Origin of the sequence: Paenarthrobacter sp. NPDC089322 (genome assembly GCF_040684895.1) — a bacterium.
Classification (GTDB): domain Bacteria; phylum Actinomycetota; class Actinomycetes; order Actinomycetales; family Micrococcaceae; genus Arthrobacter.
In genome coordinates this window covers 25662-40849 of record NZ_JBFBGW010000009.1, presented here as the reverse complement: position 1 = coordinate 40849, position 15188 = coordinate 25662, and the positions used below count along the sequence as shown (strand labels likewise).

General features: G+C 63.1%; 15 protein-coding genes. 9 read left to right on the top strand and 6 right to left on the bottom strand.

The window, feature by feature from the left end:
- The first annotated feature begins 1 nt into the window (after position 1).
- From AB0N65_RS11170 to AB0N65_RS11160, 3 genes are all read left to right on the top strand, one after another.
- Positions 2-1081 (top strand): DUF917 domain-containing protein, encoded by a 1080-nt coding sequence (locus AB0N65_RS11170; RefSeq protein ID WP_364161109.1) that lies wholly within the window; start codon positions 2-4, stop codon positions 1079-1081.
- 255 nt (positions 1082-1336) lie between these two features.
- Positions 1337-1540 carry a hypothetical protein gene (locus AB0N65_RS11165; protein WP_364161107.1) on the top strand — a complete coding sequence of 68 codons (204 nt, stop codon included), beginning with the start codon at positions 1337-1339 and terminating at the stop codon, positions 1538-1540.
- Between the two features lie 314 nt (positions 1541-1854).
- Complete coding sequence (locus tag AB0N65_RS11160) at positions 1855-2799, top strand: NAD(P)/FAD-dependent oxidoreductase (protein ID WP_364161306.1); 945 nt, start codon at positions 1855-1857, stop codon at positions 2797-2799.
- Between the two features lie 482 nt (positions 2800-3281).
- Here AB0N65_RS11160 and AB0N65_RS11155 read toward each other — a convergent pair whose 3' ends face one another.
- Positions 3282-3410, bottom strand: a complete 129-nt coding sequence (locus AB0N65_RS11155; protein ID WP_364161105.1) for a hypothetical protein — start codon at positions 3408-3410, stop codon at positions 3282-3284.
- A 357-nt stretch (positions 3411-3767) separates the two neighbouring features.
- On the opposite strand from AB0N65_RS11155, the gene AB0N65_RS11150 reads away from it, so the two are divergent.
- Positions 3768-4754, top strand: coding sequence for an NAD(P)-dependent oxidoreductase (locus AB0N65_RS11150; protein ID WP_364161103.1), 987 nt, complete (start codon positions 3768-3770; stop codon positions 4752-4754).
- Between the two features lie 59 nt (positions 4755-4813).
- On the opposite strand, the gene AB0N65_RS11145 is transcribed toward AB0N65_RS11150, so the two are convergent.
- Positions 4814-5119, bottom strand: coding sequence for a DUF1905 domain-containing protein (locus AB0N65_RS11145; protein WP_364161101.1), 306 nt, complete (start codon positions 5117-5119; stop codon positions 4814-4816).
- 126 nt (positions 5120-5245) lie between these two features.
- Between AB0N65_RS11145 and AB0N65_RS11140 the strand changes: the two genes are divergently transcribed.
- A complete protein-coding gene (locus AB0N65_RS11140) occupies positions 5246-6553 on the top strand; it encodes an LssY C-terminal domain-containing protein (protein ID WP_364161099.1) in 1308 nt (435 codons plus the stop codon).
- A gap of 263 nt (positions 6554-6816) precedes the next feature.
- On the opposite strand, the gene AB0N65_RS11135 is transcribed toward AB0N65_RS11140, so the two are convergent.
- From AB0N65_RS11135 to AB0N65_RS11125, 3 genes are read right to left on the bottom strand one after another with little or no spacing between them, the layout of a single operon-like run.
- Complete coding sequence (locus tag AB0N65_RS11135) at positions 6817-7221, bottom strand: Rid family hydrolase (protein ID WP_017197328.1); 405 nt, start codon at positions 7219-7221, stop codon at positions 6817-6819.
- Positions 7218-7979: an IclR family transcriptional regulator gene (locus AB0N65_RS11130; protein ID WP_364161096.1), complete on the bottom strand. Its 762-nt coding sequence runs from the start codon at positions 7977-7979 to the stop codon at positions 7218-7220. The genes AB0N65_RS11135 and AB0N65_RS11130 overlap by 4 nt, the downstream gene beginning before the upstream one ends.
- Complete coding sequence (locus AB0N65_RS11125; RefSeq protein WP_364161094.1) at positions 7976-8989, bottom strand: sugar kinase; 1014 nt, start codon at positions 8987-8989, stop codon at positions 7976-7978. Before AB0N65_RS11125 ends, AB0N65_RS11130 begins: the two co-directional genes overlap by 4 nt.
- A 234-nt stretch (positions 8990-9223) precedes the next feature.
- Between AB0N65_RS11125 and AB0N65_RS11120 the strand changes: the two genes are divergently transcribed.
- Genes AB0N65_RS11120 through AB0N65_RS11105 form a run of 4 tightly spaced genes read left to right on the top strand, consistent with a single transcriptional unit; the run spans position 9224 to position 14257 of the window.
- Complete coding sequence (locus AB0N65_RS11120) at positions 9224-10528, top strand: alanine racemase (protein ID WP_364161092.1); 1305 nt, start codon at positions 9224-9226, stop codon at positions 10526-10528.
- Positions 10529-10536: 8 nt separating this feature from the next.
- Positions 10537-12213, top strand: coding sequence for a D-aminoacylase (locus AB0N65_RS11115; protein WP_364161090.1), 1677 nt, complete (start codon positions 10537-10539; stop codon positions 12211-12213).
- On the top strand, positions 12210-12845 hold the full coding sequence (locus tag AB0N65_RS11110) for a bifunctional 4-hydroxy-2-oxoglutarate aldolase/2-dehydro-3-deoxy-phosphogluconate aldolase (protein ID WP_364161088.1): 636 nt from the start codon (positions 12210-12212) through the stop codon (positions 12843-12845). The genes AB0N65_RS11115 and AB0N65_RS11110 overlap by 4 nt, the downstream gene beginning before the upstream one ends.
- Positions 12846-12865: 20 nt before the next feature.
- The gene (locus AB0N65_RS11105; RefSeq protein ID WP_364161086.1) at positions 12866-14257 is read left to right on the top strand and encodes a gluconate:H+ symporter; all 1392 of its coding nucleotides are present in this window, start codon (positions 12866-12868) and stop codon (positions 14255-14257) included.
- Between the two features lie 311 nt (positions 14258-14568).
- Here AB0N65_RS11105 and AB0N65_RS11100 read toward each other — a convergent pair whose 3' ends face one another.
- Positions 14569-15075: a universal stress protein gene (locus tag AB0N65_RS11100; RefSeq protein ID WP_364161084.1), complete on the bottom strand. Its 507-nt coding sequence runs from the start codon at positions 15073-15075 to the stop codon at positions 14569-14571.
- Between the last annotated feature and the right edge of the window lie 113 nt (positions 15076-15188).

Genomic DNA, 15188 nt, shown 5'->3' with positions numbered 1-15188 from the left:
AATGCGCCTTATTGACGAACATGCGCTGGGTGACATCACCCTCGGTTCCACAGTTCTGGGCTCCGGAGGCGGCGGTGACCCATACGTGGGGATGCTCCTTGCCCGGGACGCCATCCGGAAACACGGACCCGTGCCCCTTGTGGAACTCGAAGAAGTTCCTGACGACGCCAATTTGGTATTCGTAGCTGGAATGGGTGCTCCAGGGGTGATGATCGAGAAGCTGCCCCGCTCAGCCGAATACGCCCGTGTGGTGCCGGCACTTGAACGACTGACTGGTCTGGCCTTTGACTATGTCTGCCCTGCTGAAGCGGGAGGACTCAACGCGGTTACTCCGTTTGCTGCCGCCGCTCCAGCAGGCATCCCGGTTGTAGATGCTGATGGAATGGGCAGAGCATTTCCCGCCCTGGAAATGGTCACGCCAACCCTGTATGGGGGATCCTGTACACCCATGGTCATGGTCGATGAACATGGCAACACCATGTACCTGGAGTCAACGTCCAACAAGTGGTCTGAGGCGTACGGAAGAGCCGCCGCACTGGCCAGCGGGGCGCAAACAGCCATGGCCCTGTATCCAATGACAGGAGCAGAAGCCAAACAACGTCTCGTACGAGGAGCCGTGACCCTGGCAGCCGAGTTGGGAGCCACTATCCGCCAGGCTCGCGCTCAGCACGCCTCCCCGGTAGACGCAGTATTGGCCAAACAAGCCGGCGTACTTCTTTTCACAGGAAAAGTTGAAGAAGTCGAACGGCGGAATGAACGTGGCTGGACAGTGGGGAAGGCCCATCTCAGTGGGCTGGATTCCGATACATCCTCCCGAATGACGCTGCACTTCCAGAACGAGAACCTTGCTGCCGAATTAAACAACAAGGTCGTCGCCACCAGCCCTGATCTCATCATGGCCATGGAGCTAGACAGCGGAGAGCCGATCCCCGTCGAGGCGATCCGCTACGGATACCGCGTAGCAGTCATAGGCCTTCCCTCCGACCCGCACTGGCGCACAGCAGCAGGCATCGAATTGGCGGGACCCCGCCGGTTCGGGTACGACATGGACTACTGCGCCGTTGAGGACTTCGCACGATAGACCCGCCATCCGCTGGCACGGATCCCCGGCGGCCACGATCCGAGCACCCAAATCGCATTGAAGGAATCGGCAGACAGTGGTTCAAATACCTCACTGCACTAGTGTCTTGGCAAGTCGTCACCGTTCGCCTTCCAGAGGAACCCAGAAATATAGGCGCTGGGAGGTCTTGCGTTGCAAATTCAAGCTCCGGGGGCCACAACCGGGTGATCAAAACGAAGCCCTAAGGCGAGACCAAGGAAGGAAGCGCAGTTTGCAATGCTCGGTATCAAATTCCTCTCAGCACTCAGCCCTGGAGACCGGGTTGAAGTTTACGGAAAGAGGCATCTCCTCTGGCGTGGATATGTGGAGACCATTGCACCAGAACTAGGCATCTTCTGGATTCAAACGGACGCATTCGAACGCCGGCTCCTCGACCTTGATGAGCACAACGTGTTCCGGCTGCGTCCGGAAGATACCTGAGAATTTTCCACGGCCGGCCCGCATGACCAGCGGCACGTTGTCAGCCCGCCCCGACCATGGACGCGAATGCGTGACTGAAGTGAAAAGCCGAAAACGGCCGACAACTCGCAAAGGAGAGATTGCGCTGTGCTGGGCCCCGGCGGTCTGGCGGCGTCCAGTACAGCACGAATTCTTCGATACCCTATCTTGCCGTATCGGCAAAAAAGTTTGCTTATGGTCGACCAATTGTTTGATGCTGGTGCCGTTCGGATAACAGAAGGAGTTCAGAATTGGGACAGGCAGTTAAACCACTGAAGGCTGGATACGACGTCGTCGTGGTGGGTGGAGGCGTTGCGGGTCTCAGCGCGGCCGTAACGCTCGGGCGTGCGCTTCGCACGGTCCTCGTCGTGGATTCCGGTGAGCCTCGTAACGCGCCAGCCGATGGCGTGCATGGTTACCTGACAAGGGAAGGCATGAATCCGCTTGCGCTGCAGGCTGCGGGGCGAATCGAGGCGGAGTCTTACGGCGCTACTGTTGTTCGGGCAGAGGCGGTATCGCTCAGGCCTACAACTAATGGGTTTGAAGTCGGGCTCGGAGACGGACGGCGCGTGACCGGGCGCCGTCTGCTCCTCACAACAGGTCTGGCCGATAGATTGCCTAACATTACAGGCCTGCAGGAGCAGTGGGGCAAAGGCGTAGTGCACTGCCCCTACTGCCACGGTTACGAGATAAGGCACCAACAAATTGGCGTACTGGGAACCGGCCCCATGTCTGTTCATCAGACGTTCCTGTTCCGCCAATGGTCCGACGACATCACCCTTTTCCTCAACGACACGGTGGCCCCAACAGAGGATGAGATGGCCCGGCTAGCCGCGAGGTCCGTGCGCGTGGTTGAAGGAGTGGTGGAGTCGGTGGACAACGAAACCGGTCTCCTGACCGGCGTGACTCTGAGCGACGGAACCCGGTTCGAACTGCAGGCTCTGGCCGTCGCCACCCGGATGGAAGCGCGTGCCAACCTACTAGAGCCCCTCGGCCTGCAAGTAGCGGAACACCCACTAGGCGCAGGTCATTTCATCGAAGCTGATCCGACGGGAGCCACATCAGTGGACGGTGTCTACGTCGCCGGCAATATCTCAAACCTCGCCGCCCAGGTGATCGTAGCGGCTGCGGAGGGAACAACCGCAGCCACAGCAATCAACGCCGGACTCATCGAAGAAGAAACGGCATTGGCAGTGAGAGCCCTCCGCAAACCATCTCCCACCGGCCGGAAGCTGACCTAACGAACCGGGTCCTTGGCAACGGGCTTGAATCCGCGGGCCATCCCAGCCTTTGACGATGAACTGCTCCTTGTTCTCGGGGCCCTCCGTAAATCGGCAACGTTCAAGGAATTGGACATGATAACTCTGCCTCGATGCCACGACACTCGTTGTCACAGCGATCGACGTCCAGAATCGATGAGGGTCTCGAACGCATGGTAAAGCCCTCCCACTTCAGAAGCCTTTGACGTCAGGTTTGGGTGTACTTCTGTGGTCGGGCAAGGCCCATACGGTCTGGAATATGCAGCAACATTGCTTCTGGTAGGAGTTGTGCTGGCTGAGAGAGGCGAGAAGGTGCGCGCACAAGGACGAAAGCGCCGGCATCGTTTTCCGACTACGTTTAGACTCCGTCCTTAGCGCCCAATTCTAGTAGGGCTCGTAGATTGTGTAGCCGCAGGGAAGATCGGGGGCGCTTTCCACGAGAAAGTCGCCAGGGTTGATTCGAGTTACCCGGATGCCCTGGTTGAGTGAAAGGCATCGGGAATGAGGCCCTCGACTGCCGAACCTAGTAGATCGTCAAGGGTGGCTACGTCGCGGGCTGTTACGCGGCGGATGAGCTGTGTCGTGTTGGTCATGCCTTCCTCGGGTCTTGTAGTGCGCGAGCGATTCTCTCGTCTAAATGAGGGCCCGCACAGAACGCCGATAATGGATATTCCGTCAAGCTGGCAAGAAGGCGCGCTTTCCATCACCGGGTCTTGGCGAGTATCAAGTTCGTTGCCGTGGCCATAACCCGGGGAACGCTGTGACGGTAATCGCGGCGCTCCTTGCCATGCATGGCAACGAGGGACGGTTCCTCATAGCCCGCGATGACGGCGGAGACAACCACGCCTTTAAAGCACAAGCCACAATCTGCCGAAGAGCACAGCTTGTCCGAGGATGATCGTGTGTGCCGCGGCCTTAGCTGCAAAAGAAACACGCCGTACCTTGGAACCATGCGCATTGTTGTCATCGGCGGCAGCGGTCACGTCGGCTCATTCCTCGTCCCGCGGCTGATTCGTGCCGGTCATGAAGTCATCAACATCAGCCGGGGAACCAGCGCGCCCTATACGGATCCGCCCGAGTGGCAGCAGGTCCGGCAGGTCATTGCGGACCGGGAGCAGGAGGACCGGGAGGGCACTTTTGGTGACCGGGTCGCGGAACTGGGTGCCGACGTCGTGGTTGACCTGGTCTGCTTCACGTTTGAGTCCGCAAGCGCGCTGGTCCGTCGTCTTCGCGGTGAGGTCGGGCACCTGCTGCATTGCGGTTCGATATGGCGATATGGCGCCAGCCTGAAGCTTCCAATCTCGGAGGGCTCAGATGCGGCGGCCGCGCCGAAGGATGAGTATGGCATCCAGAAAGGCGACATCGCCCGGATGCTGAAGGAAGAAACGGCGTCGGGCGGGCTGCCCACCACGTCCCTGCACCCGGGACACATTGTTGGACCGGGGTGGCTTCCGATTGGGCCGCTGGGAAACCTTGATCCCGCCGTTTGGCAGACGCTCTCGTCCGGGCAGCCGTTGCGCGTGCCGGGGAGCGGTGCAGAGCTGATGCATCACGTGCACGCCGACGATGTCGCACAGGCGTTCGAGCGGGCCATCGAGCATCGGGAAGCGGCGGCCGGGGAGGACTTCAACATTGTTGCTCCCACTGCGTTGACGGTTCGCGGCTATGTCGGGATTGCCGCGTCCTGGTTCGGCCAGTCGCCAAACCTTGAAACGGTTAGCTGGGAAGAGTTCCGCCGGGAAACTACGGCGGATTTCGCGGAGTCCAGTTGGAACCATCTATCCCGCAACCACTGCTTCAGCATCGAGAAAGCCAAGTCACTGCTTGGCTACGCGCCTCGGTACGAGCCGGAACAAGCCATCCATGAATCCCTGCGATGGCTCATCGAGCACGACAAACTCCGCGTCGCCGGCCGGCTTGGTGCTTTTGCGGGCTGAATCGTGGGGCGATCACCGCGTCGGCGCCGAGGAACGCCAATGAACCAGCCTCGTCGCCCTCAAGATTCCTCGGAAACGTCCAGGACGACGTGCACCGTGTCTCCGGCCTGAATGCCCGCGCGCGCCCTGACGGATTTCTTGACCGGCAGCAGGTAAGATCCGGTCCCGGCGTCGGGAAAGAGCGACGTGGGCCAGCTGCATCCGGAGATTTCTGCCGAGACCTTGACCGAGCCGAAGCCACGGCGGTGCGATCTTGTTTGTTCCCGGATGCTGTCAGCCACCTCTGCCGGCAGCGTGATGAAATGCCAGCCGGCTTCCCCCGGGTACAGCCACAGTTCTGCGTTGAATGAGTAGGTCCCGGCCACGGGACGAGTATGACATGCAAACCGGCGCCGCACCCCTGCCCCGAACGCCGCCACCCCACGTACCACCCAACCCATGTACAACCCCCGCCGCAACCCCGAAGCTTAAGAAGCACAAGGGGGAGCTACATGTACAAGGCGCCGAGCAAGGAAGTGACCGACACCCGGCTGGACCACGTGTTCTTCGTCCTGGGTGGCGCGGCGGCGGTGTGGCTCGCGTTCCTGTTGGTGGGCGAAAGTTTTCAGTTGGGCTGGGGCCAGGTGTGGTTCTACGTTGTCTTCTGGGCTTTCCTTGCGTACCTCCTGCTCCCAAGGCTCCATCGGATCCTGACCACCATCTACGTTCCGGGCTACTTCATCGGCCGGGCCCGCACCAGCGACGGTCTCCTCGGCGATCCGGTGAACGTCGCGCTGTTGGGTACCGAACCCCAAATCCACGCGATCATGCGCGCCGCCGGCTGGACCAAAGCGGACGACGTCACCTTGGGCAGCAGCCGCCGCATCATCAGTTCAACGATCTTCAAGCGCAGCTACCCGGAGGCGCCGGTGAGCCCGCTCCACCTGTTCGACCGTCAACAGGACTTCGCGTACCAGCAGGAAGTGGACAGCAACCCCGGCAAACGGCACCATGTACGCTTTTGGCGCTGCCCCGAAGGCTGGATGTTGCCCGGCGGACATAAAGTGGATTGGCTGGCCGCGGGAACCTACGACCGCAGCGTCGGCCTCTCCCTCTTCACCCTCCAGATCACGCACAAAATCGAGCAGAACACTGATGTGGAACGCGATCACATCGTTCGGACAGTAACCGCGGCGGAGCCTGCCGTGTCCGTGCATGTCATTGAGGACTTTTCCACTGGTTACCACTCCCGTAACGGCGGCGGCGACTCGATTTCCACCGACGGCGACCTCCCCATCATCGACGCCCGCCAGGTTCCCGTCCCCGCCGATCAACCAACCGCCCAAACGGACAGCCGTGACCGAAGGCCCGCCCCGACCATGATGGGCGCCGCCCTGGTCGTCGTCAGGGCGGTGGCAGCGTTGTCCTTGGCGGTCACCCTGTTGACCTCCTCCGGTGAACTCGCCGACATCACCTTGGGTGACGCTCCAGCCGACCCACAAAGCACGACGGCGGCAGTCACCTTCGTGGCGATCATCGTCCTGGTCTTTGGGCTGGGCGAGGTGTTCCTTGCGTGGCGGATTTTCCTGGGCAGCAACGCGGCCCGTGTGATCGCGATGGCACTCAGCTCGGTCTCGATCATTGTCCAGGCAATCGATGCTTCCACCGGGGCTACCAGCATCACCCTCGAAGCCGGCCTGGCAGGCCTCGCCACCGACATCCTTGTTCTCTTGGCACTGTCCAGCCAAAGGGCCAGGGTCTACGCCAAGAGGCAGAGGGTTCCGGCCGTTCCACCAACCTTGACAACCCGGCGTGCCTAGCAGGCTGTTCCTCCACGACCCACTTTGAGCTCAGGCGGCCAGCAACATGCCGTGGAATACGGCGTGCCACCGCCTGCGTCGGAGCAAAGTAGGTCGTGGCGGCACACCTCCCCAAACCAACCACCCTTAAACCCCCGACGGCGGCACTCACCTGAATTGCCGCCGTCGAGCATGACACCCAAATCCGTGGGGGACGCAAAAACGGGCTGGCGACACCTGGATGTGGGCGTCGCCAGCCCGTTAGCGTGGCGCAAACGAATATGCTACGCAGTAACGGCCAGGGCGTCGATCTCCACCAGCATGACCTCGTGCGGCAGGTCCACGAACACCGTGGTGCGGCTCGGCAGCTGGCCGCTGGGGACGTTCTCGCGGATGAATTCGCCGTAGACCTCGTTCATCGCTGCGAAGTCGTCGCGCGTGGTGAGGTAGACGCGAAACATGAGCACATCCTCAACGGAGGATCCGCCGGCTTCAAGGATGGCCTTGACGTTCTCCAGCGTGCGACGGGTCTGGACGCGGACGTCGCCCTCGCCGATGTACTGGTTGGTGGCGGGGTCCATGGGGCCCTGGCCGGAAACCTGGAACATGCCGCCCTTCTTGATGCCCTGCGAGAAAACGTGCGCTGGAGCAGGGGCGTTTTCGGTCAGTACTACGGTCTTTTCACTCATGCTGAGTTCCTTTCGTGGCTGATCCAGCCGAGGTCGCGGGAGATGGCCTCGGTGCTGGCTTTGAGGTCGGGCAGCAGCTCTAGCAGTCCTTCATAGCTGAGCATCACTACCGGTACGGAACAGGAGGCTGCGGCTACGACGGCGCCGCTTGCGTCGCGGATGGGGGTCGCGATGCAGTGCACGAATGCTTCGTGTTCGGCGTTGTCGTGGGCCCAACCCTGTTTCCTGACCTGCTCCAGTTCGGCCAGTAAGGCGTCCGGGGTGGTCAGGGTATTCTCGGTAACTTTCACGTAGTCCAGTCCGGCTGCGATCTTTTCCTGCCGGCTGCGCGGCATGTCGGCAAGGAGGACTTTGGACACAGCGGCCGAGTGCAGCGACGCAGTCAGGCCGATGCGCGAGTACATGCGGACCGGGTGGTGCGACTCGAATTTGTCGATGTACACCACCTCGTTCCCTTCAAACTCGGCGAGGTGCACGGTGTGTCCGGTCTTGCCGTTGAGTTCGGCGAGGTGCGGGTGCGCGACTTTGCGGATGTCACGCTGCTCCAGCGCAAGCGACGACAGTTCGAACAGCTTGGAGCCAAGCATGAACCTCTGATCCTCGTCCCGCACCACAAAGCGCTTCTCTTCCATGGCGTGGAGGAGCCGCATCACGGTGGTCTTGTGCACGGCCGCTTTGGACGAGAGCTCGTCCAAGGTGGCTGGCTTCGCGGCGAGTTCGGCGAGCAGGTCGATTGCCCGCAGGAGGCTCTGGCTCAACGTGTCACGCTCCGGTTGGTGTTGAATTGTCCGTCTTCAACATGGATAGCAGCCCAGTCATCATCGGAGGAATCCAGAATGGCGGCAAGCTGATCGGCGGGCGGAAGCGGGCCGCGGTCGCCATGGACGGTGAGCGTGCAGGCAGCAGCGACATGCCCGCGCCGGAGGCTCGCTTTCTGCCCGAGCCCGAACAGCATACCGCTGAGGTAGCCGGCGGCGAACGAGTCGCCCGCGCCAACAGGCTCGACGACGGCGACCGAGAGTGCGGGCACCTCTTCCCGGGTGCCGCTTCGGTCGAGCGAGATGGCGCTGATGGCCTCGTTCTTGATGATCAGCACCGCGGGGTCCGGCATCAGGCGGCGCAGTTCGCTTTCGTCGGTAGTGCCGAAGGCGTGCTCAGCTTCATCTTTTCCAACAAGTACGACGTCGGCCAGGTTCGCCAAGCGCTGCAGGATGGAGCGGTCCTGGCCTTCCCAAAGGGCTGCCCGCCAGTTGACGTCGAAGCTGATGATCCGGCCGTTCCGGGGCTCGGCCAAGAGGGCTTCCAACAACTCGAGGCACTCGGTGGAGAGGGCTGCAGTGATACCACTCAGGTGAATGAGGGCGGCGTTGTCCAACAGGGAAGCAACAGCCGGATTGCCCAGGAAGGCACGTCCCATGGCCGAGGCCGCCGAACCCTGCCGGTAGTACAAAACCGAACTGCCGCCGTCGGGGTCTGAGTCCAGGGCGGGGACCTTCACGTAGAGGCCGGTAGGCAGCGCGGGATCAACTTCGACGCCGGAGACGCCCACGCCGTGGTCCCGCAGCTCGTTGAGAATGCGGGTGCCGAAGCCGTCGCGGCCTACCCGGCTGATCCAGTGCGTGTCCAGTCCCATGGCTGCCAAACCCATCGCTACGTTCGACTCCGCACCGCCGATGCCGAAGTGCAGCTCGGTGGCCTGGTGGAGGGGGACGGCCTGGACGGGCGTGAGCATGGCCATCGTCTCGCCAACACAAACAGCAGACAGCATGTAACTCCCGTACCCAATAGGCTTTTCAGCATTTTCGGCGCCTCGGGACGGAGTGTTCCGGGGCGGTTTGAGGGCCTCTGCGGGCGTGCCGCGGCCTTGACTCTCGATCCGGCACCATGTTAGACATATCACCAGCAGCTTTGCAACCAGCGTTGCAAAATACGCAACGTAGCTTCGAGAGGCTCCAGCACCCCGCAGCTCCAACAACGCAGCACCGCGAAGGGAATCGATCGCGTGAACACTTCCGAAGCCATCTCAGCGCCCGCCGTGGCCGGCTTGTCAGATCTACGACTCGACTGGCGACACAAAGCCGTCCCGGCAACCGCAAACGGAACCACGCACACTGAGTTCCTTGCCGGCAAGCCCGCGCTGGCCGATTTCCAGACGCCGCTGCTCACCCTCGACGCACCCGCCCTGCGCGCGAATGCAGACCGTTTGGCGGAGTGGTGCCGGGAACACGGCGTATTGCTCGCGCCCCACGGCAAGACCACGATGGCCCCGCAACTGTGGGCCGAGCAGCTCAACCGCGGCGCGTGGGGGATCACGCTGGCCAATTTCGCGCAGCTTCGCGTTGCCCGCGAATTCGGCGTCCGGAACGTGCAGCTTGCAAACAGCCTCACGGATCCGCACGCCATCCGGTGGGTTGCCGACGCCCCCGCGGATACCACCGTCTTGTCCTGGGTGGATTCGGCGGACACGGTCGCGTTGATCGAAAACACCCTCGAAGACACGGACGCCGTGCTGGACGTCCTGGTGGAACTCGGCGCCCCCGGTGGGCGGACCGGCGCCCGCTCCGTGGACGCCGCCATGGACGTTGCCCGCGCCATGAGCGACGCGAAACACCTGCGTCTGGTGGGTGTCAGCGGCTATGAGGGCTCGCTCGCGCACACAGCGGACGACGCCGGCCTGGCCGCCGTCCGCGGCTACCTCGCCGACATGCGGCTGCTTCACGAGGAACTGCTGGCCGGCGGGATGTACGGCTCCGGCTCCGTGTTCATCACCGCCGGTGGCAGCGCCTACTTTGACGATGTGGTCGCGGTTCTTTCGCCCTGCATCAGCACGGGCGCCGAAACCGGTGGGCCCGCCGTGGACCTCATGATCCGCAGCGGTGCCTACATCATCCACGACGACGGCTTCTACCGCGGAATCTCGCCGTTCTCCCGCGAAGGAGACCAGCCTTTCAAACCCGGAATGCACGGTTGGGCGCGGGTGGTGTCCCAGCCCGAGCCCGGCCTGGCACTGCTCGACGCCGGCAAACGGGACCTCCCGTACGACGAAGGCCTCCCCGAGCCCCAACTGATTGGGACAACGCTCGGCGGCCCCATGGAACCCTTGGCCGGAGCAGCAATCACCTCGGTCAACGACCAGCACGCCTTCATGACCTTCGACCCCGCAACCACCACAGTCCGCCCCGGCGACGTGGTCCGGCTGGGCCTATCCCACCCGTGCACCGCCTTCGACAAGTGGACCGTCATCCCCGTCCTCGCCGACACCAACGGCGACCAGACCGTCGTCGACCTCATCCACACCTTCTTCTAGGACCAACCATGAAGACCCTCATCAGCAACGCCACCTTGGTGGACGGAACCGGAGCGGACCGCCGCCCCGCGGACGTCCTGTTGGACGGTCAGGTGATTGCCGCCGTCGTCGACGCCGGTACCCTCACCCCGGCGGACACCGGCGCGGACCGCGTGATCGACGCAACGGGGTTGGTCCTCAGCCCGGGATTCATCGACATGCACGCGCACTCGGACCTGCAACTGCTGGTCAACAGGGACCATTACGCCAAGCTCAGCCAAGGCGTGACCACGGAACTGTTGGGCCAGGACGGGCTCTCCTATGCGCCCGTGGACGATGCGACGCTGGCCGGAGTGCGTGAGAAGATCGCCGGCTGGAACGACAACCCGGCCGATTTCGACTGGAACTGGCGGACGGTTGCCGAATACCTGGACCGCCTGGATACTCCCGAAGTTGGCCCGGACGGCACCACAGGCCGGATCGCCACGAACGCCGCGTACCTCGTACCGCAAGGCACAGTCCGGGCGCTCGTGATGGGCTTCGCCGAAGGAGACCCGACGCCGGAGCAACAGCAGCAGATGCAGGACGTTATCCGCTCGGCCATGGAGGAAGGCGCCGTGGGCATGTCCTCGGGCCTGACCTACACGCCCGGAATGTACGCGCAGACTGAAGAACTCGCCGGGCTATGCCGTGTGGTTGGTGAACTGGGTGGCTTCTACGCGCCGCACCACCGCTCGTACGGCAAGGGTGCGCTGGATGCCTACGCCGAAATGATCAGCCTCAGCCGTGACACGGGATGCGCACTGCATCTTTCCCACGCCACCATGAACTTCGCCGAAAACAAGGGCCGCGCGGGGGAACTCCTGGACCTTATAGACGAAGCCCTGGGGCAAGGCGTGGACATCACCTTGGACACTTATCCCTACCTCCCCGGCGCCACCACGCTCTCCGCGATCCTCCCGAGCTGGGCGTCGTCCGGCGGAACGGAGGCGACCCTCGCGCGCTTGGCAGATCCGGCAACGAAAGCCCGCATCCGGGAAGCCGTGGAGATCTACGGCTCGGACGGCTGCCACGGGGTGGTCGCGGAATGGGAAACTTTGGAAATCAGCGGTGTGCAGAACTCCTCGCTCGCAGGCTATGCGGGCAAGACCATCAAGGACATCGCCGCTGAAACCGGGGAGGAACCGTTCGACGTGTTCGCCCGGATCCTCACCGAGGACCGCCTCGGGACCGGCATCCTGCAGCACGTCGGCCATGAAGAAAACGTGCAGGCCATCATGAAGCACCCCTCGCACACCGGCGGAAGCGATGGGCTCCTGGTCGGGGCCAAACCACATCCCCGGGCGTGGGGCACGTTCCCCCGCTACCTTGGCCACTACTCGCGCGACCTCGGCCTCCTCAGCCTCGAGGAAACCGTCCACCACCTGACGGGCCGTCCCGCCGCTCGACTCAAGCTCCACAACAGGGGACTGGTCCGCGAAGGGTTCGCCGCCGACGTCGTACTTTTCGACCCCGCGACCATCCGCGACGAAGCCACTTTCGAAAATCCCCGCCAAGCCGCAACCGGCGTCCACTACGTGTTCGTCAACGGCACGGCAGCGATCGACGGCGGCCAGCCCACCGGCGCACGAGCCGGCCGGGCGCTGCGTCGCCGGCCAGACGGCCTCACCCGGGAAGACGGGTTCAACCGAGAAGGAATGCAATGACCCCCGAAGAATTTGTCCAGCAGCTCGAAGCCGACCGCACCTTGGCCGTGGTCCGCGCACCGTCCATCACGGACGCCGCAGACCTTTGCCGGGCGTTGGCCGACGGCGGCATCCGCAGCGTGGAGCTGACGTTCACCACCCCGGATGTGCTCAAGCACGTCCAGCGCGCGGCGGAGACCGCCGCGGAGCATGGTGCCGCCGTCGGAATCGGTACCGTGATGACCGCAGACCAAGCCCGGGCAGCCATCGACGCCGGAGCGCAGTTCCTGGTGACGCCGGGTCTTCGGCCCGAGGTAGCGGCGGTAGCGTCAGCTGCGGGCGTCCCGTTCAGCCTCGGCGCGATGACCCCCACGGAAGTGGCGCAGGCGCTCGACCTTGGCTCCGCCGCAGTCAAGATTTTCCCCGCCCGCCAGCTCGGACCGGCGTACCTGAAGGATTTGCAGGGCCCCTACCCGGGGATCCGGCTGCTGCCTTCGGGAGGCATCGACGCTTCCAACGCCAAGAGCTACCTCGACGCCGGTGCTGCCGCAGTCTGCTGCGGCACCAGCGTGGTCCCGCCCGCGGCAGTCGCGGCCGGCGACTGGGCAGACATCGCGGCGCGCGCCGCAGCCTTCACCGGCACCCTCAAGTAGACCTACCCAGAAAGCACGTCATGAATGAATTCCTCGATTGGCTGCGCCATGACACCGCCGGCCTGCTGCTCCTGGCAGGCGCCGGCATTGCGCTCCTGCTGTTCCTGATCATCAAGGTCAAACTCGAACCGTTCATCGCCCTGGTCGGAACCGGTGTGCTGGTGGCCTTGGCAGGCGGGATCTCGGTGGAGGCCTTGGTGGGTTCAGCCACGAAGAGCAGCGACGCCCTCATTGAAAAGGGTTTCGCCGGCATCCTCGGCCACATCACCGTGATCATCGGCCTGGGCACCGTTCTCGGCGCCATCCTGGAGCGATCCGGTGGTGCCGAAGTGCTGCTGGGCAGGCTGGTGAAGATTTTCGGCGAGAAGGGCACTCCGCTGGCAATGGGTATCACGGGCTTCGTGCTCGGTATCCCGGTGTTTTTCGATATCGGCATCTTTGTGCTGGCGCCGCTGGTGTACGTGGCGGCGATCCGTGGCGGCAAATCCCTTGCTCTCTATGCGCTTCCCCTGCTGGCCGGCCTGTCCGTGACGCACGCGTTCCTGCCTCCGCACCCCGGGCCCGTGGCTGCGGCCGGGCTGTTCCATGTGGATCTTGGCTGGATCATCCTGATGGGCCTCATCTGCGGCATCCCGGCATGGTTCGCTTCCGGTATCTTGTGGGGCACCTGGATAGGCAAGCGCGTGATGGTCTCCGTTCCCGAGGACAGGATCGTGCCGGAGTCCGAGGAAGCAAAGGGCCACGAGCCGTCCATCGGTTTGGTGCTGCTGACCATCGGCCTGCCGATGATCCTCATCCTTGGCGGTACTTTCGGCAACATCTTCGCTCCTGCAGGGCCTTTCCGCGACGTCCTCCAGTTCTTCGGCAACCCGGCGATTGCCCTGACTGTCGCCGTGCTCCTGGCCATGTGGCTGCTGGGCATCCGCCGTGGCATGACCTCCGCCGAGCTAAGCGAAATCACCGGCTCTTCGCTGCGTCCCGTGGGCATGATCCTGCTGGTTGTTGGCGCCGGCGCGTTCTTCGGTGCAGTTCTTTCCGCCACGGGTGTTGGCAAGGCTGTGGCAGACACTTTGTCCCAGGCCGGCCTTCCGATCATCCTCTCGGCTTTTGTGATCAGCGCGGGCATGCGCATCGCCCAGGGCTCGGCAACCGTGGCGATCGTGACCACGGGCGGCATCCTCGCGCCGAGCCTGGCGTCCGGCTACTCGCAGCCGCAGTTGGCCCTCATTGTGGTAGCAATTTCCTCGGGCTCCATCATCGCGAGCCACGTGAACGACGGCGGATTCTGGATCATTTCGAAATACTTCAACATGTCGGTCAAGGACACCCTCAAGACGTGGACCGTGCTGGAAACAGTGTTGTCCATCGTGGGCTTCGGAATGGCGGCGCTGCTGTACACGTTCGTCAGGTGACCTCGCGGCACCCAAACCGGGTTCCGACGTCGGGCCCGTACCGTCACGACCCACTTTGAAACCGGAACGGCCCCGACACGCCTTGCAAAAGGGCGTGTTCGGGGCCTTTCTCGCGTCAAAGAAGGTGATGGGGGTACTGGGCGGTGGCGGTGCCGCGCTGAAACAGGCGCTTAAACAAAGAGCTCCAGAGTGCGTTATTGGGGGATACGCACTCCGGAGCGGCCTTTGAGCAGGGGCTTTCGCTGTCCTGCTGTAATCACTCTACGTGGGGCAACGCGGCATTGCCACCACCTTGAATAAGTACTTTCACTTTAGTTTTTCCGGGCCGTCGCTGGCCTCTTCTGCTGGGGCACAATGAGTACCGGCCGGCGCTGGTGGTGGCTCAACCACGCCGCGACGGAACCGTTCAGAGCCTCGGAAATCCGGTGTCCCAGGCCGGGCTCCGGTGTTCCGACGATGATCATGGAAGCGTCGATATCCGCGGCGAGCCTGCCAAGGGCGCGGGCAGGATCACCGGCAAGTAGCCGCAGCGTCCAGTCCGCCGTGCCGCCGTCCATTGCTTCGGCAATCAGCTTGCCGAGATCTCCACGAACCGCCGCAACGTCCTCGTCATCCTTCTCCGGATGCAGCGACATGCGGTGTGTTTCCCGCGACGGATCCCACTCCACGAGGTAACTGGCCTCGTCCACGTACGCGCACACCAACGGCACGCCGAGTTGCTCGGCGAGGGTCCGGGCGGTCTGCAGGACCTCCACATGCTGGTCCGGCAAGACACCGACAACCAAGGGAATCCGTCCGCTGAAATTCTCCGCAGCCATACCCTTATTGTTGCGCCGGAGCCGTTGCTTGAACAGGCTGTGTGCTCACCCAACTGAGTCGCAGTTGTGCGCGTTTTGACGGCTCATAACGCGCTTAAATGCGACCTAGTTGG